Raw genomic sequence first — 20,911 nt, 5'->3', positions numbered from 1 at the left:
CTAGCGGCAGTGTTGCAAAAATGACCGTTTTTGAAACGTCCGTGGCGCCGATGGTCAACCTGGGACCGGATATGTTCCGAAACTCGTGTCGGAAACCAATGTTTCACAAGTTCGCTTGTCGGTGAGTTATGGAACACTCCTGGCTCGTGAACGAACTTTTGGGCTACGCGAGGGTCTCGACCGCCGAGCAGACCGCCGATTCGCAGAGGGACGCCCTGAGCGCTGCCGGCTGCTCTCGCGTGTGGACGGACACCGCGAGCGGGGCGACAACATCACGCCCGCAGCTCAACGATCTCCTCTCGCACCTGCGGGAAGGAGACACCCTGGTGGTGTGGCGGCTCGACCGGCTCGGCCGTTCACTCCCCCACCTGTTGCAGACGGTGGAGGACCTCGACGAGCGCGGCGTCGGATTCCGCTCGCTCACAGAGTCGATTGACACCACCACCTCCGGAGGCAAGCTGATCTTCTCGATCTTCGGTGCGCTCGCCGAGTTCGAACGGAACTTGATCCGGGAACGCACCGAGGTCGGCCTCGCAGCCGCCCGTGCGCGCGGCCGCATCGGCGGCCGGCCACCGAAGATGACCGCCAACAAGATCCGGCAGGCGCACAAGATGCGCGAGAACGGAATGCCTCTCGTCGACATCGCAGAGATCCTCGGCGTCGGACGTACGACGCTATACCGGCACCTGAAGTAACACGTGCTGAAACTGATCCTGACCCCTGGATGCGGAGTCTCTCCTGCTATCCGGTCAGGTTCGCGAACGGACGTTTGCTGTGCGCCGCAGAGAACTCGGCGATCATCGTTCGTTCGAGCGTGCGCGCATCCTCCTCGGCAGTCGGTCTCCATCCGACTAGGGCGTGTCTGCTAAATCGCGAGGCGAAGATGGTTCATGGTGGACAGGTGACTCGTTCAGGTGTGATTTCCGATGACTTGTGGGAGGTGCTCGCGGAAGTGATGCCCACGTCGTGTCCGCGGCGTGGTCGGCCATGGAACGACCACCGCGTGACACTCGAGGCGATCTGCTGGCGGTTCCGGACCGGTTCCCCATGGCGGGATATTCCCGACGAGTTCGGTGCCTGGCAGTCGATCTGGGAACGACACAAGCGCTGGTCGATCGACGGAACCTACGAGGCAATGTTCCGCGCCGTGCATGCGGTCCGTGATGTCGACGATGAGGCGTTGGCGGCTCTGGTCTCGATCGACTCGACCAGCGTGCGTGCCCATCAGCATGCGGCGGGTGCTCCAGCTCCCAGATCCACAGGGGGCTGAGTCGAATTACACGTTTGCGGGCGAGCCCACCGATCACGCCCTGGGACGGTCCCGAGGCGGGTGGACGACCAAGATCCACGCCCTCATCGACGGCACCTGCGCTCCGGTCGCCCTGTTGCTGACTGCCGGGCAGGTCGGCGATAACCCACAGCTGGCGCCGCTGCTCGAGATCTATCCGGATCGGCACGGTGGCACGATGCGGTTGCTGGCAGACAAGGCGTACTCCCATCCTTCGACTCGAAACTTCCTGCGGGAAAAGCGCATCTCGCACACGATTCCGGAACGATCCGATCAGATTGCACGACGGAAGGAGAAAGGTTCCCGAGGCGGGCGACCACCGGCCTTCGACCCGGCGCTCTACCGACACCGCAACACCGTTGAGCGGGGTTTCAATCGACTCAAGCACTGGCGCGGTATAGCCACTCGGTATGACAAGTACGCCATCACTTACCTCGGTGGCGTACTCCTCGCCTCAACAGTCACAACGCACCGTCTGCGCAATTAGCAGACAGAACCTAGTAGCTCCTCGCTGTCGGCGAGCTGCCAGATGTAGCGGCCACCCCAATGCCCGACCGGCTCCCCCGCTCCGTGCCGCCGGTATTCGTCGAGGCGCTTACGCAGTCCCCGTCTGCCGGTGCTTCCTCCGCTGGCCTTGCCGATGTACACCAGTTCTGACCTCGGCACCCAGGCGTTCTCGAGCGCGGCGAGAGGGACCGACGGGTCCTTGCCCTTGAACCAACCTGCAGAGCTCTTGTCGAGGAATGCGGGATCCGTGCGCGTCGGCCTGACGATTACGTACACGCCGGGATCGGCGGGGACGCCCGTCCCTGGTAACTCGGCGAATCGAACGAATCCGGAGAACCCGGCGTCCGAGAGGTCATTCTGTGTCCAAGTCACGACCCGCATCGTGCCCCTGCCTGCCGACAAATGCGTGCGACACGACGATGATCGGCCCATCCGGCGGTAGACACACCAACGGATCCGTCCGGGCTACGCTCAGCTCGACGTCTTGCAGGAGGTGGAACCATGTTCCGAACCGCTTCGATGCCCCGCAGCATGACTACTCTCGTCGGGATCGCCCTCGCGGCATTGCTGCTCGCCGCCCAGCCCGTGAGCGCAGCCCCGACCGACACGGTCCTGCCGATCCCCTTCGCGGGACTGACCAACGGACCGACTGGATTGACTAACCCGCCGTCGAATACGTACATCACTGTCCGGACCGACCCAGAGGAGCCGGGGATCACTCGATTCCGGTGCGGCGCATACCTCTACTGCGATCTTGTCGTCCACTGGCGCAACCTATCGACCGGCGCGAGTGGCGCTGCGGACCTCGTGTACGGACCTTCCCCCGGGGTCGCCCAGACTGGATCCGGGACGGTAATCGCTGCCTTCACAGCGGGCGGTATACCCGGTTACCCGGGCACCCCCACCACGCTTCTACCGGGCGCCGGCGTTTGGGCAGTGCCTTAAACCTGGATCCACGCTTCATCGTCTGGATCAGGGTATTTTTGGGCGCATCGGCAGCCGAATGGGGTGCCAGGGCCGCGCTCTCGTCGGGGTGCCGATGCGGCGCAGACCGCTCCTTCCGCGAAAGCGAAGCGGACTGGGCCCCAGCGTCCCAGCAGTGACGTCAGGAGTGGTTGGCGATCCCGCAAGCGGATGCCGCCGGTGCAGGTCGTGGATCAGGTTGAGGGTGTCGCGGACGGTGCGGCCGAGCCGGTCGAGGGTGTGCACCACGATCACGTCGCCCTTGCGGGCGGTAGCCCAGCAGTGCCTGCAATCCGGGACGTTCGGTGGTGGCCCCGGACTTCTTGTCCACGTAGATGTTCGCCTGGTCGACCCCGGTCTTGCGGAGCGCGTCGATCTGCCGCGTCAGGTCCTGCTTGCTCGTCGACACCCGGGCGTATCCCAATTCCACCTATGGAGCGTACCGAAAGTCAGTTCTGTACGACCGTTTTGACACGACGTTGTGGAACTAACTTTTGAGACACATTGACCTGGGGGTTTGTGGTATCCGGACGCGGCGCCGGGGGCGTCTCATTTCCAAGGGTGTGGGACGGCGGTCGCCTTCTGTCCGGTTGGGGGTGTCTTTGATAGGAAGACCAGTCGCTCGGAGCCGGCGCGGATCCGGGTGACCGGACCACCCACTTTCCGCGACGGGGACCTGCCGCCGGGCGCGGGCCCGACGATAGTCGCGGGATGGCCCCGAAAGTCCCTCACCAACCGGCCGCAACGCCATCGAAGGAGACAGTCAGTGAGCATCCACCCCGACCAGCGCACAGACGATGAACGCGACGCCTACCAACTCACGACTCAGGGCTGACCTGGGCGCAGGTCGCCAGAGAAATCGGCTGCACCGAGGTGACCGCGCAAGCCTTCGCCACCGCCTACCAGCAACCACCGATGACGCCGCCGCCCAATCTCAGATCACCTTGTTCTGACGGACCCCTAGCGCACACTCACACACCAACGCCCTGGACCGCGCATCACAACAAGTTTTTGTTTTGGCCGTCGTTGATTGCCTGGAAGAACATTTTGCAGAAGTCTGGGAATCGCATGCCGGCGCGCCTGGCGATTGGGTCATCCTCTACACGTGGTCCCCACCGGCCGTTAAATCCGGTTGGTATTTGGTCGGTGGGATCGCTCGGCCACCACTTCTGTTGGCGGCGGTCGACGATGAAGTCGTAGCGGCGGCCGTTGATCATCAATGCGTTCTGGCTTTTCCAGTTTTCGACCTTTGTACCTTGGTCCGCAAAGGCGATGTCACTCGGTTTTATGGTCGTTCCGGAGCCGGCGGCAGGATAATTGGCGGTCGGCGGCGGAACCGCGACGCCCACGACGTCTAAGCCCATGCCTCCGTACTCGGCAATCGCGGCCACACCTCCGATGAAGCCGCCGATGTAGATCTTGCCGAAAATTATGGCCAGGTCTTCCCAGATGCTTGGTTCTTCGGGTGGAGCAGGCAATAGCGATGGCGTGTCGAACCGGCCACACCATTGCGGTTGGGCATTGTCCGGAAATGGGTTGCCCGGTATAAATCCAGCGGTCATCCCGAGGCTGTGAGACCCCAGTGCGACATGGATCCGAGGGTGTGATCCGACAGTAGCTGGTAGCGAAGGGGTCCAGCGTTCGACGTTTAGGTTAATTCGGTTGGCATCATCGAAGTAATGGGGGCCACGCGGTTCCGTGAACGGGGTCTGGTCACCGGTCAGCCCGATATATTCAGGGGTATAGGGCTTTCCGCTGTCGACCCGGTCGAGCAAGAGCGCGATACACGCCCAATCGCCTCCACAGGAGCCGACTTCGCGAGCCACGGTGTCGCCACCGCAGGTTCCTTCCATGCTGTGCTGTTCGTGTGCGGGAAAGAATAGATAATAACATAACAGTATCGGAGAATTGAACGATTCAAGTATTGGACCAAGGTTGGGAGCGGCGTCTTCGTTCAGCAGCAGCGTGCGCAACCGGTTCGAGTCGAAAATCTCGGCGTGGTACCAGAACTTGCTGTCGACCAAGGCCTGTTCAGTGTCGTAACGATTGAAGATCTCGCCCCTGTTTGCATATGGGTGGGCGCTGGAAGCGGTGACGACCGGTTGGTTCGCCTCGGCCTTGTCCTTCCATCCAGCCAATTCGAGGAAGCGCTCTTCGGTCGCTGTGTCGACGATGTTAGCGACATCACCAATGAACCCGGGTTCACCCATTGTTGTGCCGATTCCGTTTTTGGCCAGCATTGGTGAGCGCGGATACGGTGACCCTGCACCTCCCCAGCTGTCTTTGACGTTGAAAGGTGCCTGAGCCCGCCACAGTGCGCAGTGCTCGATGTAGCGCTTAGCGTCCGAAGGAACGAAGCTCTCTTGAGCATGGAGGAACAGGATTGGTTCGTATTGTCGGATAAGACTTTCATTGGGGTCTCGCGGCGGTCCCCCGATGATCGGCGCGTTCAACACGACCGCCATTGCGACGGCGTTCGCGGTTTCCTTCCAGGTCCAGCGCAGGCTTTCGGATCCGGTGTTGCCGGCCCGTTCTTGCGTGTGGAGCATGCCGTTTCCGCCGATGTACACATTCGTTTGTTGGGTGTCGAGCACGGTGGCACCGCTGCCAGTTGCCAGATTGGTGACTGGGCCGTCCAATGCAATTGCACCCACCGCGAGCTTGTCGGGGGACGCGAAGCTCGTGTCGAGAAGGGTGCCGGTGACTGTGATTCGCGAGAATCCGCCGATCGCAGTGACGCCGTCGACTCCGGTGGCGTCAACCCCGTCGTACTCATAGATAGCCCAGGCGCACCACCGCTGCTGTCTCGCGAACGTTAACGTCAGCGGCGCAGCCGCGACCGAATTTTTCGTCATCGCACGGAAGCACGTCAAACGATGCGCAGCAGTAGGGTGCTTTTGCGTATCAAGCACGATCCATGAGACGCCATTGCCGCTGCTCGCTGTCGGCTCGACAGTTGGGTCCTCACCGAATGTTGGGAACCCGCCGCTCATCACGAAGGCCAGTAAGAGTCTGTTTTGCGTCGGCGTGAACGCCGCTGTCGAATACTTGCTGGCCAGCGCAGTGCTGGAGGCGACTGCGAGTTTGGTTCCCACCATGACTACTCCGTTTCGAGCGTCTGAGCGAGTGCGGTAAGCATTCCGGTCAGTTGCTTGTCACAGTCCGGACGCGGCACCTCGGCTATGAGCTGCTTCCAACACTCTGACCCGAAGAGGGAGTCCAGGGTTGCGTGCATGTCGATACCGACGGCGTCCAGAATATTCGCGATTTCGCGGAGCGCCTGGATCATCTCGTCACTGTTCAGATTCCCAGAATGCCATTGCGTCAGGTACTTTTTAACAGCATTGTCGAGCCGCTCACGTAAAACAGGGTCGGCGGAAACTGTACGGAATGCCCCAACAAGATCATGAGTGACACTCTCGAACAATTGTCCACACTGGGCATTTTGTTGCAGCCATTCAGCGAAAGCCCGGCCCCAGTTCGCCCAACAGTCGGCGGTTTCCTTGTCGTAGGGTCTCTCAAGGAAGTTGGCGCCCAGTACCTGCGGATTTCGCCGCCATATCTTTATCTCGTCGATTAGGCCTTCGTACTCCGACCACCAATCCATGTCTGGATTCGAACCGATCGTGAGCCAGGTTGGTGATGCACCGGGAAGCGGAGGAAACACCCCTGTTTTGACTGCCGCGAGTTTGCCGTCCATGGAGAGGGTCGCACGGGAAACGCCGTCGTACTCGAACTCCAACCGAGTCCACTGGCCCTCTGCCAGGGTGCCTTCGGCAGTGACCGCACTGGACCAGGCACCGGCCCTGAAGACAACGGTGAAGGACGTCACATTTGGTTTCGGTCGCGAGAAAACCACCGTGAACTGTTCGCAGTCGATGAGATACTTCATACCCGACAGCACGACGAACGATACGCCCGAGAATACGATCTCTCCGCGTATTGCGTCCAGCTTCTCCCAGCCTCGACCGCCTTTGACGCGCACCCTTCCTTTGCCGAAACCTCTCGTTATTGCACCAGTTCCTGGTTGTGCGCCGTCGGCAAGGAAAAGCACAGGACCTTGAACAACGCCGTGGCTGCCGTGTGCCGGCGACAGGTCGTAGATGACGCCAGGCGTGCCGGCGTATGTGTGGTGAAGAATCAGCTCCCACGGATCGGCCATCGCCATCCCCGTTTCACAATCGGACTTGTTGATACCCGGACATCAATAACCCAAGCACGAAAGAATCAACTCAATTCTAAGTCTGATGTAGATCTCAGCTTGGTGAAAGTGTCCTCATTGGAGCAACTCCAAACTGGTTGGTACTTTCGCGTGCCTTCCGCCAACCGTGTCCGGACCGCGCTTGCCGCCAGCCCGCGCGAGTACGCGAGAGCCGCGGCGGCGGCGCACATGCCACACCCTCCGCGCGGCGTGTCGATCCTTGACCGCTGCGAACGACCCGTGAACTCGCACCCGTCATTCTCACTGTCCGGAAAGTACGAGCCCTGACGGAGCTTGGGGATCGCGATATCGAATGTGCCGGCACGGGTATCGAAATCCCGGTGCCGATAGCCGTTGCCGCTGTTGACGCGGTCGTCGGAGCGTTCACCGAAGCCGGCGCCGCACAGGCTGTCGACCTCGGCGCCCATCAGCGCGTCGATGAACGTAGACAGCAGACTGCGCAGCAGGTCCGGGCTGGCGTCGGTGAGCCGGTCGGTCAGGAACTGGTGCAGGTCGATATCGTGGGCAGTGGTCATCGCGTGGTCCTTCATCGAGTGACTTTGGTCGGTCTCTCGAAGAGTCACGCGATGGCCGCCTTATTGGGCTACGACACGCCGGTCAGATCCGAATCGGGTCCGTACACCATCTTCATGGACGCAACCCAGAACTCCACGAGATCAACTGAAGTTTGACCCGCTGGAGTTGTCCACATAATCGAAGCTGCGGGCGACAGCGACGCCGTCGAGGAGCTGCTGAACAACGGCCGGTGGAACTTCCGCTTCACCGCCGAGCGCCTGCGCAACGACCGCGCCGAGAAGGCCGCACGCGCCGACGCCGCCCAGCCCTACGCGGTGATGGGATACACGATCCTCACCGAGGAACCCGGCTACGCCCGCGACTTGCTGCTCACGGACCTGGTCCACACGGAAGGCGGCGAGGTCACCGAAGCCGACACCGAGAACGACCCGACCAAGTGGGCGGTGTGGCTGACCCAGGCCGAACACTACGTCGATACCGCCAGCGGTGAGGAGATCGACGCCGAGAGTGTCGATTGGGGAACCGAGGACGAAGACGAGGCCACCCCGGCAGAGGGCTACCGGCACGCGAACACCGTGCAGGTGCGCCAGGTGTGGGTGCCGGAGTACGTGTGCCTGGATTCAGAGGGTGCCGGGGTGGCCCTCTCCCCGATCCTCGCCGCCGCCCGCACCGTCGCACCCGCCGAGGATGGCATGAGCGGCGAGGACGCGGCCGTGGCAGCGGCCCGCCGAGAGACGGAGGAGAAGGCGCAGGCCCGCAAGGAGCGTCGGCAGGTCATCGCGTTGAACAAGCAAGCCGTTGCGGCGACCACCGTCCGCCGCGACTTCCTGCGGACTCTCCTGACCCGGAAGACCCCACCGAAGTCGGCAGCGAAGTTCGTCGCGGCGACTCTTGCCGCCGATCCGCGATTGCTGACCGAGCACAAGGCCGGTGAGGTAGTCGGGGAAATCCTCGGAAACTCCGGTATCGCCACGTCCGAGGCGCTCGTGACGATGGTGGACAAGGCCAGCGACAACCGCGCCCAGGTGATCACCCTGGCCCTGGTCCTCGCCGGTCTGGAAGCGCGGATGGTGAAGGATGCGTGGCGGTGGCGTCCGCAGGGCAGCGCCGGATACTTCGCGTTCCTCGCCGAGAACGGGCACACCCTGACCGAGGTCGAGGAAGTCATCGCCCGCACCCGCACCGCCGATCAGGTCACCCTCGACTGACCGACCCCCCACCGGCCGGGACGGAACACCACCGCCCCGGCCCGTGGGCCAGCCGGTCACCGCGAAAACGCGGTCGGCCACACCCCGCGCCGAACATCCCCACACCACTCACCACCGGCACCCGGCGGCGCGGGGTGTGGCCGAAGAGACGGACTCCCGCATTCCGCCGGCCACCCGCTCGGCGCACCCCAACAACCCGGGCCGCTGCAAGCGGTCCGGCTCCGAACGAAAGGTCCTCTCACATGGGCACATCAACATCACCCGTGGCTCCCGTCGAAGAGACATCCGAGCTGATCGACTACCCCCACTACGGCACCTTGAAGGAAATCTACGCCCGCGAGCTGACCCGACTCGCGGCAATCGGCGTCACCGATCCCGACGTGGCCTCAACCGGCGGCAACTGCTACGCCCTCACCGGCAATGCCGGTTACGCCCCCGACGGCCGATCGATCTACCTCCTTGCCACCACCAACGGTGATCCCGCCGTGGCGGCCGGGGAACCCGTCACGAGCTGGGCCGTCGGCCTCTACGACACGCGAGGCGACTCGGTCGCCCTGGCAATGGGCGAGGCCAGCGTCGTCGCGCCCGGCGACTCCCCCGATGCACTCGGCTGCGCGGTCACCCGCGCCCGCACGGCACTGCACCAGTACACCGGCGGTGCACCGGCCGGGAAGTTCGCCCTCATCGGAGACCAGGGCGTGACCTGGATCCCCGCATAACCACCACACCACCCCCCACGTATCCACTACCGAAGGAGAACAAAAGACTATGTCGAATTTACCGACCGCAGATATATCCGTACACGCCGTTCGTCCTGCGCGACTTTCGGGATGTCCCGTGGTTGTTTACCGACCAGGGTTCGGGATGTTCGTCATGTTCAGACAGAGACTCGAAGGGCGTGTGGCGATGCGAGTGGTGGTAGGGGACCTCCGGGTTCAGCGGATCGACCGGCGAAATGGGAGGCGGTCGTGGACGATCGTCTGGCCGGAGGGAACGGAGCATCGCGAGGCGGACCGGTTCCTGCGCGAGCACGACGGGTCGGGCACCCAACGGACCTATTCCTACTTGTTGGTGGATCACCTGCGCTGGCTCGAGCGCGAGTGCCTGGCGTTGGACAGAGTGGTGCTGCGGGATCTCGAGCGGTACATGGGCATCGTCGGCGCCGAGGTGGCGATGCCGTTGGGCGAGCCGTGGCGGGTCGGGAAACGCCCGTACGGGCATGCGGCGCTGTCGACCACGGCAGCCTGTCTGAAGGGCTTCTATCTGCATCAGGCGGCGCTCGGGGTGAACGCCGAGCTCGGTCGGAGACTGGATAGAAGTCGGCTGCCGACGCGGGCGGATCGACGCCGCACATTCTTGGGGCACACGACGACGTCGATACCGGCAAATCCGCTCGCGCCGACGGGACCTCGCCGCCGACATCCGAAGATGCTGCCCGACGGCGCACGGGAGAAACTGCTCGAGACGGTGAACTCGGCCCGCGACCGCATGGTGGTGACCTGGTTGGCCGACGGCGGGCTGCGGATCGGCGAGTTGTGCGGGCTGCACCTGGTCGACCTGCACCTGCGGGAGAACGCGGCCTGCGGCCAGTGCCGTTCCCCGCATCTGCACGTTTGTTACCGCCCCGGCAACCCGAATCGGGCCGAGGCCAAGACCAAGCATCCCTGGCGCCTCGAGAACGGCACGGTGACCGGCGGGCTGATCAAGCGGGTCAGCCCCGCCATGATCCACTCCTACTTCGACTACATCACCACCGAATATCCGCGTGGACGAACCGATCACGGAATGCTGCTGGTTCAGCTGCACGGCAGGGCCGTCGGGCGGCCGTGGGCTCCGGTCGCCGCCCGGCGGGTGCTGCGCCGGGCCGGAGACCGCGCCGGCCTGGGACCGGTGAAACCCCATGCGTTTCGGCATTCGTTCACCTCGGCCGTGCTCGACGCCTCCGGCGGCAACCTGTTGATCGCCCGTGACGCAGGCGGCTGGGCCTCGGCGACGATGGTCGACGAGGTTTACGGGCACGTCGATGTCCACGACCCGGCCTTTGACGCGGCGTTGCGGCGGGTGTGGGGAGAAGGGCGATGACGGCCGGGAGAACCCGTGCCGGATCGCCGCACTCGTGTCGGGATCGTCCGGACCGGGGCGGCCGCGACCGGCTCGAGATTCTCACGGCGCTGATCGGCGGCCCCGACTTCGACCCGATCTTCCGGTTGGACGTGATCCGGATTCCGCAGCAACACCCTGTCTACCGGTGGGAGTGCGTTGTCGAGCGGTGCGAGCGGACCCGCGCCAACTCCACGGACTTTTGCACGGAACATCTCTTGTTGCGAGCGAAGGACCGAGAACGTGGCGGCGGTAAGGCCGCGTTCCTCACCGCCGCAGAGGGATTGGAGCGATACGTGCGGATCGAGGAGCTGATTTGCCGGGTGTGCCCAGACCGGCCCGCCGCGCAGTCCGACCTGCTGCTGTGCCAGCGACACATGAGTCGGTGGCGCGAGCACCGGAAGTCCGCCGGTGAGTCCGACGACTTCGACGGATGGCTCTCCGGGCAGCGGCCGCTGCCGGGCTACGGATCCTGCCTGGTGGCGGTGTGTGTGAACCTCGCCGAGTCGCCGCTGGGGTTGTGTCTCTGGCACAGTCGGCGGTACCAGCGTGAGCACCGACCCGGCGCGGCGGTGTTGCCGCCGACGTGGTGGCACCGCTACGAGCGGTACGGCCGGCCGGTCCCGGTCGGATACGACGACGAGGAGGCGTTCGGTCGCTGGTGCGCCACCGTGCGCGCATCCCCGTGGCCGGGACAGATCAACCTGCTCGGGTTGCGGCCACTGGTGCGGGCCGAAATTCAATGGGGCCTGTTCATCCACACGCAGCGAGTCCGACCCAGCCGGTGGGAACTGGGCTGGCTTCGCTCACTAGTGGCGACGTGCCGAACCCTCGAAGTGGAGTCGTTGATCGGGTTCGAGATCGGCGCCGGTGGATCGGTGGAGTTTCCCGGCTCCATGGTCAAGGAGATCCTGCACGAGCTTCGGATGGTCTACTTCACCCCTGCCCAGGCGAAAGAGGCCGGATTCCTCGAGACCGAGCACTTCGGGGTGCGGTTCAAGCGGCGGGCCAGTCACATCGACCTCACCGGCATCGGCCCAACTTGGTTGCGGGATCTGGTCTGGGACTACCTCGCCGACCTGCTGCAATCGCCGCGCTGCCCACGTTCCGGCCACGTTCACGATGGGCTGCTCAGGGCAGCAATGGAACTGGGCACATTCCTGCAACACGATGCCCCCGACGGCGGGAACGATCCCACCCTGTTGCAGGGCGATCACATGCGTCGATTCGTCACCGACCAACGCCGCCGTGAACGCGACGGGTCGCCGTCGCTGGCCATCAAGCGACCTGACGGGACTGCCAGCGTCGTCACCACTACGACACGGTCGACGGTATTCAATGCGCTACGCAAGATGCTGCGCGCCGCGATGGACAGCGGTGCCGCCGACCGGATCGGTCTGGGGCGGGAGTTCATCGTCGCACTTCCTACGGCCGGGGCATCAACGGGCCGGACCGCGCGGCGACCATTTCCCGACGAGGTCGCTCGCGCGCTCGCCGATCCGGAGAATCTGCGGCGACTCGACGAGGTCCACGATCCGCTGGACCGCGGGCTGCGTGATATGTGGGAAACGACCGTCACCACCGGTCGTCGCATTGGAGAGGTGCTGCAGCTCCGTTGGGACTGTCTGGGCCGCTACGGCGGCCTACCGATGTTCTGGCACGACCAGACCAAGGTCGGCAACTATGACGTCGCGATCCGGATCCCCGAGCGTCTCCACGAGGTGCTGGCTGAACGCCAACGCAAGACCCTGGATCGATTCGTCGCCGAGCACGGGCGCCGACCCACCGACACCGAACGCGGTCGCCTGGCGCTGTTCCCGACGCCGCAGCGCAACCCCGAAGGCACCGTCGCGTTGACCCATTCCTTTTTTCACAGAAACTTCAGCGCGTGGGTCGATTCGCTCGAAATCGGCCGATGGGTGCCCCACCAGGCCCGCCATACGCTGGCCACGAATTTGCTGCGCGCCGGCGCAAGCTTGACTCACATCCGCACCTATCTGGGCCAGGTCAGCGATCGGATGGCCGAACACTATGTGCACCTGTCGCATTCGGATCTCGAGGACGTACTGCAACAGGTCTGGGTCGCCGGTCCCGGCGCCGCCCACCCCGGCGAACTCCTCGCCGGCGACACCGCACCGATGACCCGCACGCAGGCCCAGACGCTGGCGATCGACCTGTCCCGGCGCAGCACCCCTGCCGAAGGCGGCTTCTGCACCTTCCAACCCGTCGTCGACGGCGGTGCCTGTCCCTGGGCGCTGAACTGCCACGGCTGCGACAAGTTCGTCCTGTCCGGAGCGGACTTGCTGTATTGGCGACGCAAACGCGAGCAATGGCGACAACTCGCCGAGGGTGCACCCGACGACGCCACCGCCGACTACCTGCACCAGCACTTCGAGCCCACCGCCCGCGCCATCGACGGACTCGAGAAGGCCCTGGCCGGGCTTGGCCTGCTCGACCAGGCGCTCGCGCTGGACCTTCGCAAACCCCAGGACTACTTTCACCGGGTCTGGTCAACCGCCTTCCGTGCCACCGACCTCACCGATGCCATAACAGCAGCACCCGACGAGACCGACGAGACCGACGGAGAAGCCAGCGCATGAGCAGTAGCCAAAACCCACCCCAAACCCGCACCGCCGCCGCGCTGGTCTCCCGGCGCCGCGACGCTCAGGCCGCGGTCGACCGCGTTCATGAGGCCATTGCCCGACTGCACCGAGAACCGGCCCCGGTCACCGTCGCCGCCGTCGCCCGCCGCGCAGGTGTCTCTCGGACGTTTCTCTACACCAACCCTGCGGCCAGAACGGCAGTAGAAACCGCGAAAGCCGACACCGGCCAACAGTCCCGCCACCCGGCTGTCCACCAGCACGACCAGCACGAGGCGACCTGGCGAGAGCGCGCTCTCAACGCCGAAAACGGGCTCAAGACCGCGAACGCCGAAATCCTGGCCCAACGCAACCGCATCGGCGAACTCCTCGGCCGAATCCGCGACATGGAAGCCGAATGGAGCGAGGAAGCCATCCACCGCATCACTACCGAGAACACCACACTCAAACAGCGGGTCCGCCAACTCACCACCGACAACCGCAACCTCGATGAGCGGTTGACTGCTGCCCGTTCCAACCTGCGGTTCCAAGATCGGCGTATCGCCGACCTCGAGACCCGCCTGGCAGATCCGACCACCATCCAGCGATCACCGATCTAGCTCCAGCACAATCTGATTCAACTCCACGGGACGTTGTCGACCGAACGGCGCCCGGATACCTGGGGACGGTGGACGCACCGCTGGGCTGAGCTCGAACGAGAAAGTGGTCCGACACGCCAGCATCAACAACCCGTGACATCATCGCGCACATGTACGCTTCGAATACGCGCAGGCCAGAAGCAAAATGCGGTGTCCGCGGTCGGTAAAGTCGAGGAACATCTTCCAGGCTGGCGACCGCGTCATCATCGACCCCGCGGTCGCGAACAAGGACATGAAGGGGCGCGTTTTCGAGGTGGTGCGCCGGTTGAAGGTGAACTACGAGCTCAAGCCACTCGACGGTATCGGCCCCGGAGTGAGGGCACAGCCCGCCGTGCTGATGCCCGCTCCCGAGGAATTGCTGGCGAAACCGATCGTCGCGGTCGCGCCCTTGTCGACCGGGTCCACGGTGCGGGTGAAGCAGGCCCGGAAGATCGATCCGACCACGCTATTCGTGGTCCTCTCGAACGGTGCCACGGTGAAGATCGCCGAGCTGGGCGGCGACGACGGCCGGTACTGGAATGTGCCACGAACCGCGCTGGAGAAGGTGACGATCGACGTCGCCGCCGCCGCGGCCAGCGCCCAGATAACCGACGTCTGACCCAGGAGCCCACAAACGCGGTGCATGGCGGGGAAGCGTAACCGCCATGCACCGCACCACCGAAATAAATGGGTCAAAAAAGATAAAACGCCGAGAGGTCGGAGAAACCCAAAACAATTCCGGCACCATCCCCTTATTTTTCTCATTCTCCTACCGGCACGACCACGCATCAAGGTCGCTCGCAAAACTTCTCCACGCGGTCGCACGCTCCCTTATATCGCGGAAAACTTTCCCCGCTCACCTTGACGCACCGCCGCCCCGCCAGAACATTCGCCAGTACCAGGGGAAAGCGGCTCCGAGGCCAGGTGAGGAGATGGTAGATCTCCAGGTAAGCGCTGTTGGGAAGCGTGCTGGCGGTGCCGAAAAATGACGCGGAAAGTGTTATATGAATGGCTGGTGTAATTACCGCAATAACTACTTCGGAAGGCTTGGATATGGGCGCTCAATTCGATAAGATAAACGTAATCGAAATTCGGGCAGAGGGGAAAATTGTGGTAATCACCGTGTACACCAAACCGGGCTGCGATCAGTGCAACGCGACGTTTATGCAATTCGACAAAGCAGGGATCGAGTACACGGCTGTCGACATCACCGAGAACCCCGAAGCCCGCGACTACGTGCGGAGCCTCGGCTACCTCCAGGCGCCCGTCGTCGTGGCCGGCGACCAGCGCTGGTCCGGCTTCCGAATTCGACACATTAAGGACGTCATCGCGGCCGCCGCCTGAGACCGCAATCCCTGATCCCGGCCAGCCGACACCATGCCCACACGAAAGGACCGCCCCGTGAGCGCAGCACTCGCACTCGTCCCCGGACAGACGCAGGCCGCCGACACCGAGCCCCTCCAACCACAAGACTTCGCCGACGACCTCCACGCAGACGTGGAAGCGCTCTTCCTGTGCGCACTGTTGTGGGCACCCCCGGCAGCTGCGAAACACTCCGTCGGCATCCTCGAACCCACCGACTTCGCGCGCCCCATCCACCGCGAGTTCTTCATCCTGATCCGCGGCCTGATCGAGAGCGGGGCACCCCACAATGCGGCGATGGTCGGGGCAGCGCTCGAGCGATCCGGTGACCTCGCCGGTCATCACGGATCCGAACGCTCCCGCCACCTCGCCAACATCACCACCCTCGGCGCCGAACACGCCGCGATCGATCACTACGCCCGCGCCCTGTTCAGCCAGGCATACCGGCGCAGCTTCGCCACCGCAGCAACCGCACTCACCCAGGCCGCTCGGGAACTTTCCGAGGACCAGCTCTACGCGCACATGTGCGACCTCGGCCGACGCCAACGCGCACTCACCGACCGCCGCAACGCCATCGAAGGAGACAACCAGTGAGCATCCACCCCGAACTGTGCACCGACGACGAACGCGACGCCTTCCAACTCCACAACTCCGGACTCACCTGGACACAGGTCGCCAGGGAGTTGGGATGCACCGAAGGGACCGCGCAAGCCTTCGCCACCGCCTACCAGCAACGCACCGATGACGCCGCCGCCCAATCTCAGATCACCTTGTTCTGACGGACCCCTCACGCACCCACACCCACACCCACACCCACATCCATGGCCGGACGCGCAGCGGTCGGGCACCACCAGCAGTGCCCCACGATCATCCACGACGCGGCCGGTAGCTCAACCGGAGGAACCTGTGACTGACACCGCGCACAACCCCCACTCCCAGCACGAGCGGATCGACCTCACCACCGCACTCGACACCGAGGGAAACACCATCCTGATGAACTTCCTACGCGCACATCTACTTCACTCCCTCACCACCGGGCAGGACCACCACAACGATGACCACTGAACAGTCCAGCACCAACCTTCATCAGCAGATCGACGGAGGAACCGTCCCGTCCGGCGGTCCCCGATCCCGTGAACAGCCGGAAGCTACTGGGTTCGACGACCACACCGAACAAGCGAATACGGGCAGCACCGACAGGCCCATCGGAATCGAAGCGAACCCGATCTCCTCCACCATCGACGGACTCGTCGACGGCGTCGAGATCTGGACCTACGGCCAGAGCGTGATCCTCGACCGCGACGACGCCTTCACACTCGTGGATAGACTCCTCGACGCCCTACGCAACGCGCGATAAACACCGACGCGATCGGCCGCGGTGTATGACGGGCACCCGCAGCGGTTCATCCTCCGGAACTTCTACACCCACACACCGCAATAGCCCCGCAGAACTGTGTCAGCCCGCCCCACACGAACAACCCAGAAAGGGTGCCGCAATGGGAGCACTAGCACTCGCCGCACTTGCTGCATGGGCCGTGTGGTTATTCGGCTCAGGACTCGCCCGATTCGCAGGAGCCGTCCTCATCCTCATCAGCCTCCTCCGGCTCGCAACCCACACAGCCGATCCACGAGCGATCCCCACCCTGGCAGCCGGTATCGGGCTGTGGCTCGCCGGACACTGGCTCTGGGCGATCAAACACAAGCTCTGGCGATCCCAGCTCGCCCTGAACGTCTACAGCCTCCCTGGGCTACACCACCTCGCCCCCATCGCGACCAACCACACACGCAAGCCCTCCAAGTGGGCACCCGAGCGGCCGCGAGAGTCCTAAGCGGTCAACTACACCACCTGGCGCACGCACCACGGCAGCAGTTGGTCGGGTCTGGACCCTCCGCCGCCGGTGGGGATGGCGGCTGCCTGCTCGGTGACCTGGGATCAGGGCTCCGAGCTGGCCCGCCACCACGAATTCACCGCCGCCACCGGCATACCCGTGTACTTCTGTGAGCCGCACTCGCCCTGGCAGCGAGGAACCAACGAGAACACCAACGGGCAGGAAAGTCCTCGGATGGGACACCCCGGCGGAACGACTCGCCACACTGATCGACTCAGGCCAAGGCATCTTCCGACGCCTTACCGAACCGACTTCGCTGGCGATCGGGTAGCGACGGCAACACCGCTTTGGCGGACGGACCCGGGCGCTCGACGACGTTCACCCCCTTTTCGCGCAGCTCCCAGTACTGTGCGCTAGAACTGTATCGAGACACACACGAGGAATCGGGGGCACTGTGGCTCGTAAGAGGGTTGTCGAACTCGTTGACGACATCGACGGGACAGTGTTCGGCGACGAAGGTGAGAAAATCACCTTCGCGGTCAACGGTGTCGAGTACGAAATCGACCTGAAGGACGAGCACGCCAGCGAGTTCCACAGGAAGATCGGTTACTTCATCGAGCATGCCACCCGATCACTCGAACCGACGACTTCGTCCAGGTCTGCTGCCCCGTCCGTAGGTGCTACGACGCGTGCACAGTTCTCCGCCCGCTTGGACCCAGACTTGCTGCAGCAGGTGAAAATCGAAGTAGCCACCCGTGGGACGACTTTGCAGGAAGCGACGGCCGAAGCATTCAGGCTTTGGCTGCCCTCGAAGGTGACTACTCGTCCGCGAGGGGTGCGGCCACGCGCACTGGGGTAATAGCCCTCAACCATCCCCGAACGACTATCGCGGTCCTGGCTCGGCGACCCCACCGTCGTTGCCCGATCCGAAGCGAAGACCTACCGACGATCGGGCGGTTGGCAATCCGCACCGGCATCGCCTGCGGCGACAATCCCGACAGCATCGACGAGCTGATCCGGTGTGCTGAAGCGGCCAGGCTGCCTCTCCCCCTCTGGTCACCGCTCGCAGTGCCATCGGCTGCCCATCGGCGTGTGGATTTTGGTCCGCGGGTTTCAGTCCAGGTCGAGTTCGGGTGCGGTGGCCAGGTATTCGATCTGCTCCAGTGTCACCGGCACGGTGGAGCCCCTGATCGGAGTGGTGCTGATGATGATCTGTTGGGTGGAGGGACGAGTGATCGAGAAGTAGGCGCTGCCGTCATCGGGGTAGAACCCGCGAGTGACGGTGGCCCCGTCCGGGGACACGGCGGTGATGCGATTCGGGTCGATGTCGTTGAGGTACGCATCCTGGCGTGACGACGCGGGTTGACCACTGACGACGACGATCTCCAGGCGCCCTGCCCCGACAGCCGATGTCACGGTGACCACCTCGCAGACGGTGTCCTTACCGAAGTCGGTCAACCGGAGTGATCCGATCGGCCGATCCAGGATGAGGTCGCTGCTTCCCGGCATGCTCGCCCACCGCGCTTCGAGCGCACGGTCGAGCCGGGCCACTTTCTCCCGGGTCAGCTCCGGCCCGTTCCAATCGGTGAAGGCCCCGCAGGATGGCATCAATGGCACGGCCGGGATGACCGGCGCGGTCACCGTCAATGCCGGGGTGGTCACGATCGCGGTCAACTCGTCGAGGGTCAACGGGACCTGCCCGCTGTGCCGGCTGCCCGCCCTCGGGTCGGTGTTGTCGGCGTCGCTGGCCGTAGCCATGATCCGAGTGCCGTCGGGAAGGTACGCAACGACCCTGCGTTCGAGGGTGCGTACACCGTTGACCTCATACCAGGTATCCAGCGAGTCGAGCACCGTGCCGTCCGGGCGGGTGTCGCGTCGATCCAACGCCCCTGCCACGCACGGCAGGACGGGGCGGTCCCATGCCTGAACATCGACCGTCACGGTGCCGACGTGGCCGTCTCGGATCAGCGAGCCGCGAGCGTTGGTCGACCCGTTGAACAGGTCCGCATCCTCCTCCTGCGGGAAGGCGGAGGGGTCGACATCGGTGATCGGCTCGAACTGCAGAGACTGGCTTGGACTGGCGAAGACCAACTCCACCGAGTCCGGTAGCGCATCAACGGCGGCCTCTGTCATCGCCGCCGCCTTCGCCCCCGAGAACCACGGATACCTCGGGTCGTCGTAGCCCTGAGGACCGACGGTGGCGAAGGTGAGGCGTTTCGGCTCCGAGGGCGGTTCGACCGCATCGCACCCCGGTATCCGCACCGGGTACGGCACGGGTTCGGACACATAGGAGTACGCACGGTCGGCACCCGGCTCACCGGCCTCGTAGTCGTTCAGCAAGCCGGCCACCACGGTTCCGGCCGCAACGATCGAGACGATGACGACCACGTCGAACCACGTGCTGTCGCGCCATCTCCGGGCCCCGTCCTCGACCACAAGCACCCCCCTCATCGAGTCACGATTCACGGTAACCCACGCAGCTCTGTCTCTCGTTCGAACCGCGAGCGAGCCCGCAAGCCGACGATCCGTCAAGGCCAGAAAGCCGACGACATCGGTATCCATGCTGACTACGCTGGGCGTATGGAGCACTACGTCCGCAAGGAGCCCATCCCGTACGAGTCCGCCACCGCACCGGCTCGTTCGGGAAACTGGTTCACGAGAACTCTCCGAGGGCTGGGAATCACCCTGCGGGGATTGCTGCATGATCGGAAACCGAGCCCGTACTCGTCACTCTCGCCGCGACGCATGGACGGCACGCATACCGACATCTTTCCCTTCAACAGCAGCGGCGGCGGAGCCGGCGGCGGCGGGGCGTAAGTCCCACCAGCAACTCGGACCTCGACCTGCGCTCGTCGACATCGGCCCTCCGATCAGCGAGCTGCCCTGTTTGCCGATCGCTGACCGGTGACCTGCTTTCGTCGGTGGGCATCATGTGAACAAAAGGTTCGACAGCGCGCGATAATTCGATGATGACGAGGTCGGATTCCGAAGAGAACCGGTCAGACCCGGGGCTGGTTCAGCTCGGCTCCCTCGAAGTCGATCCGGCGACGCTCGAAGGACCCGGTTCGTCGCTGTGGGACCTGATCAGTGGCCGCAAGCTCACCCTGCGCTCTCCCGACGACCTGCTCGATCTCCCCCGCCAGGGATGGCGACCGATCTTCCCCAGCTGGGAGTTCATCGACAACCCACGAGACGTCTTCGCCGCGCCACACCCCCACCAGCGAAATGCGTGGGTACTGGTGTTCCTGCACTGGATCGGAGAAGCCTGGACCGTCAGCACCGATCCCGGCCCGGTCCCGGTGCGGCGGCCCTGTGCAGCCCGGCGGGCGGGGCTGGAACTGCGGTGGCCAGCCGAGCAGACCGCCACGGTGGGCACACAGCCGAACGTGTCGATCGATCTGCTCAATACCGCCGACCACCTTTGGATGAACGACGTCGGCGATCACATGACCGTCCACGGGTGGGTGCTCGGACCGGACGGCGAACGAACGGGAACGGGCGTGCTGTTCTTCACCCACGCACCTCCACTGCCCGACCTTGCGCCGGGCGACCGCATGTCCCTGCAGGTGAACCTCGCATCGGACATCGAGGATTTTGCGGCTGGACGCTACCGGGTCGTAGCCGAACTACTCGACCTTCAGTTGCAGTCACCTCCGGGCACGCTCGTCCTGATGGAACCCGACATCCCCTGATGACCGG

22 protein-coding genes and 3 pseudogenes are annotated in these 20,911 nt (G+C 64.1%); 19 read left to right on the top strand and 6 right to left on the bottom strand.

What is annotated here, in order from left to right; translation table 11 throughout:
- Positions 1-146: 146 nt before the first annotated feature.
- Both GFS60_RS32165 and GFS60_RS32160 read left to right on the top strand, forming a co-directional pair.
- Positions 147-695, top strand: coding sequence for a recombinase family protein (locus tag GFS60_RS32165; RefSeq protein WP_328799842.1), 549 nt, complete (start codon positions 147-149; stop codon positions 693-695).
- Positions 696-901: 206 nt separating this feature from the next.
- A protein-coding gene (locus tag GFS60_RS32160; RefSeq protein WP_236603601.1) for an IS5 family transposase occupies positions 902-1,775 on the top strand; the annotation gives its coding sequence in 2 pieces (ribosomal slippage) (positions 902-1,269 and positions 1,268-1,775; 876 coding nt in all).
- On the opposite strand, the gene GFS60_RS32155 is transcribed toward GFS60_RS32160, so the two are convergent.
- Positions 1,772-2,167 carry a hypothetical protein gene (locus tag GFS60_RS32155; protein ID WP_442972211.1) on the bottom strand — a complete coding sequence of 132 codons (396 nt, stop codon included), beginning with the start codon at positions 2,165-2,167 and terminating at the stop codon, positions 1,772-1,774. The genes GFS60_RS32160 and GFS60_RS32155 overlap by 4 nt on opposite strands.
- 129 nt (positions 2,168-2,296) lie before the next feature.
- On the opposite strand from GFS60_RS32155, the gene GFS60_RS32150 reads away from it, so the two are divergent.
- On the top strand, positions 2,297-2,740 hold the full coding sequence (locus tag GFS60_RS32150; RefSeq protein ID WP_159928310.1) for a hypothetical protein: 444 nt from the start codon (positions 2,297-2,299) through the stop codon (positions 2,738-2,740).
- A gap of 192 nt (positions 2,741-2,932) precedes the next feature.
- Here the strand turns inward: GFS60_RS32150 and GFS60_RS32145 are convergent.
- From GFS60_RS32145 to GFS60_RS32130, 4 genes and pseudogenes are all read right to left on the bottom strand, one after another.
- Positions 2,933-3,188, bottom strand: a pseudogene (locus GFS60_RS32145) (recombinase family protein); the annotation flags it as partial.
- Positions 3,189-3,756: 568 nt separating this feature from the next.
- Entirely contained in the window at positions 3,757-5,856 is a 2,100-nt protein-coding gene (locus tag GFS60_RS32140) for a hypothetical protein (RefSeq protein ID WP_159928308.1), read from the bottom strand.
- Positions 5,857-5,858: 2 nt separating this feature from the next.
- Positions 5,859-6,920 carry a LamG-like jellyroll fold domain-containing protein gene (locus GFS60_RS32135; RefSeq protein ID WP_159928306.1) on the bottom strand — a complete coding sequence of 354 codons (1,062 nt, stop codon included), beginning with the start codon at positions 6,918-6,920 and terminating at the stop codon, positions 5,859-5,861.
- A gap of 305 nt (positions 6,921-7,225) precedes the next feature.
- Positions 7,226-7,495, bottom strand: a pseudogene (locus GFS60_RS32130) (transposase); the annotation flags it as partial.
- A gap of 318 nt (positions 7,496-7,813) precedes the next feature.
- On the opposite strand from GFS60_RS32130, the gene GFS60_RS32125 reads away from it, so the two are divergent.
- From GFS60_RS32125 to GFS60_RS32060, 14 genes and pseudogenes are all read left to right on the top strand, one after another.
- Complete coding sequence (locus GFS60_RS32125; protein WP_201453689.1) at positions 7,814-8,704, top strand: hypothetical protein; 891 nt, start codon at positions 7,814-7,816, stop codon at positions 8,702-8,704.
- A gap of 242 nt (positions 8,705-8,946) precedes the next feature.
- Positions 8,947-9,423 (top strand): hypothetical protein, encoded by a 477-nt coding sequence (locus GFS60_RS32120; protein WP_159928304.1) that lies wholly within the window; start codon positions 8,947-8,949, stop codon positions 9,421-9,423.
- Between the two features lie 154 nt (positions 9,424-9,577).
- Positions 9,578-10,786 (top strand): tyrosine-type recombinase/integrase, encoded by a 1,209-nt coding sequence (locus GFS60_RS32115; RefSeq protein WP_201453678.1) that lies wholly within the window; start codon positions 9,578-9,580, stop codon positions 10,784-10,786.
- Positions 10,783-13,404: a tyrosine-type recombinase/integrase gene (locus GFS60_RS32110; RefSeq protein ID WP_236603571.1), complete on the top strand. Its 2,622-nt coding sequence runs from the start codon at positions 10,783-10,785 to the stop codon at positions 13,402-13,404. Before GFS60_RS32115 ends, GFS60_RS32110 begins: the two co-directional genes overlap by 4 nt.
- A complete protein-coding gene (locus GFS60_RS32105; protein WP_159927971.1) occupies positions 13,401-14,003 on the top strand; it encodes a DUF6262 family protein in 603 nt (200 codons plus the stop codon). The genes GFS60_RS32110 and GFS60_RS32105 overlap by 4 nt, the downstream gene beginning before the upstream one ends.
- Positions 14,004-14,274: 271 nt before the next feature.
- The gene (locus GFS60_RS32100; RefSeq protein ID WP_236603600.1) at positions 14,275-14,640 is read left to right on the top strand and encodes a hypothetical protein; all 366 of its coding nucleotides are present in this window, start codon (positions 14,275-14,277) and stop codon (positions 14,638-14,640) included.
- 491 nt (positions 14,641-15,131) lie between these two features.
- A complete protein-coding gene (nrdH, locus tag GFS60_RS32095) occupies positions 15,132-15,365 on the top strand; it encodes a glutaredoxin-like protein NrdH (protein ID WP_159929103.1) in 234 nt (77 codons plus the stop codon).
- Between the two features lie 57 nt (positions 15,366-15,422).
- A complete protein-coding gene (locus GFS60_RS32090; RefSeq protein WP_159928300.1) occupies positions 15,423-15,977 on the top strand; it encodes a DnaB-like helicase N-terminal domain-containing protein in 555 nt (184 codons plus the stop codon).
- Positions 15,974-16,162 carry a hypothetical protein gene (locus GFS60_RS32085; protein WP_159928298.1) on the top strand — a complete coding sequence of 63 codons (189 nt, stop codon included), beginning with the start codon at positions 15,974-15,976 and terminating at the stop codon, positions 16,160-16,162. The genes GFS60_RS32090 and GFS60_RS32085 overlap by 4 nt, the downstream gene beginning before the upstream one ends.
- Positions 16,163-16,289: 127 nt before the next feature.
- Positions 16,290-16,448, top strand: a complete 159-nt coding sequence (locus GFS60_RS32080; protein WP_159928296.1) for a hypothetical protein — start codon at positions 16,290-16,292, stop codon at positions 16,446-16,448.
- Complete coding sequence (locus tag GFS60_RS32075) at positions 16,438-16,740, top strand: hypothetical protein (protein ID WP_159928294.1); 303 nt, start codon at positions 16,438-16,440, stop codon at positions 16,738-16,740. The genes GFS60_RS32080 and GFS60_RS32075 overlap by 11 nt, the downstream gene beginning before the upstream one ends.
- 139 nt (positions 16,741-16,879) lie before the next feature.
- Positions 16,880-17,212: a hypothetical protein gene (locus GFS60_RS32070; protein WP_159928292.1), complete on the top strand. Its 333-nt coding sequence runs from the start codon at positions 16,880-16,882 to the stop codon at positions 17,210-17,212.
- Positions 17,213-17,302: 90 nt separating this feature from the next.
- Positions 17,303-17,543 (top strand): annotated as a pseudogene (locus tag GFS60_RS32065) (transposase); the annotation flags it as partial.
- 123 nt (positions 17,544-17,666) lie between these two features.
- Complete coding sequence (locus GFS60_RS32060; RefSeq protein ID WP_159928290.1) at positions 17,667-18,071, top strand: Lsr2 dimerization domain-containing protein; 405 nt, start codon at positions 17,667-17,669, stop codon at positions 18,069-18,071.
- 254 nt (positions 18,072-18,325) lie between these two features.
- Here the strand turns inward: GFS60_RS32060 and GFS60_RS32055 are convergent, their stop codons facing one another.
- Positions 18,326-19,663, bottom strand: a complete 1,338-nt coding sequence (locus tag GFS60_RS32055; protein WP_236603599.1) for a hypothetical protein — start codon at positions 19,661-19,663, stop codon at positions 18,326-18,328.
- Between the two features lie 129 nt (positions 19,664-19,792).
- Between GFS60_RS32055 and GFS60_RS32050 the strand changes: the two genes are divergently transcribed.
- Together GFS60_RS32050 and GFS60_RS32045 are read left to right on the top strand one after the other, a co-directional pair.
- Complete coding sequence (locus GFS60_RS32050; protein WP_159928288.1) at positions 19,793-20,029, top strand: hypothetical protein; 237 nt, start codon at positions 19,793-19,795, stop codon at positions 20,027-20,029.
- A 152-nt stretch (positions 20,030-20,181) separates the two neighbouring features.
- Entirely contained in the window at positions 20,182-20,904 is a 723-nt protein-coding gene (locus tag GFS60_RS32045) for a hypothetical protein (RefSeq protein WP_236603598.1), read from the top strand.
- Positions 20,905-20,911: the final 7 nt, after the last annotated feature.

This window comes from Rhodococcus sp. WAY2 (assembly GCF_009859915.1).
In the GTDB taxonomy this organism is placed as follows: Bacteria; Actinomycetota; Actinomycetes; order Mycobacteriales; family Mycobacteriaceae; genus Rhodococcus_F; species Rhodococcus_F oxybenzonivorans.
The sequence above is the reverse complement of the archived record's forward strand: the minus strand, read 5'-3'. Positions and strand labels throughout refer to the sequence as shown.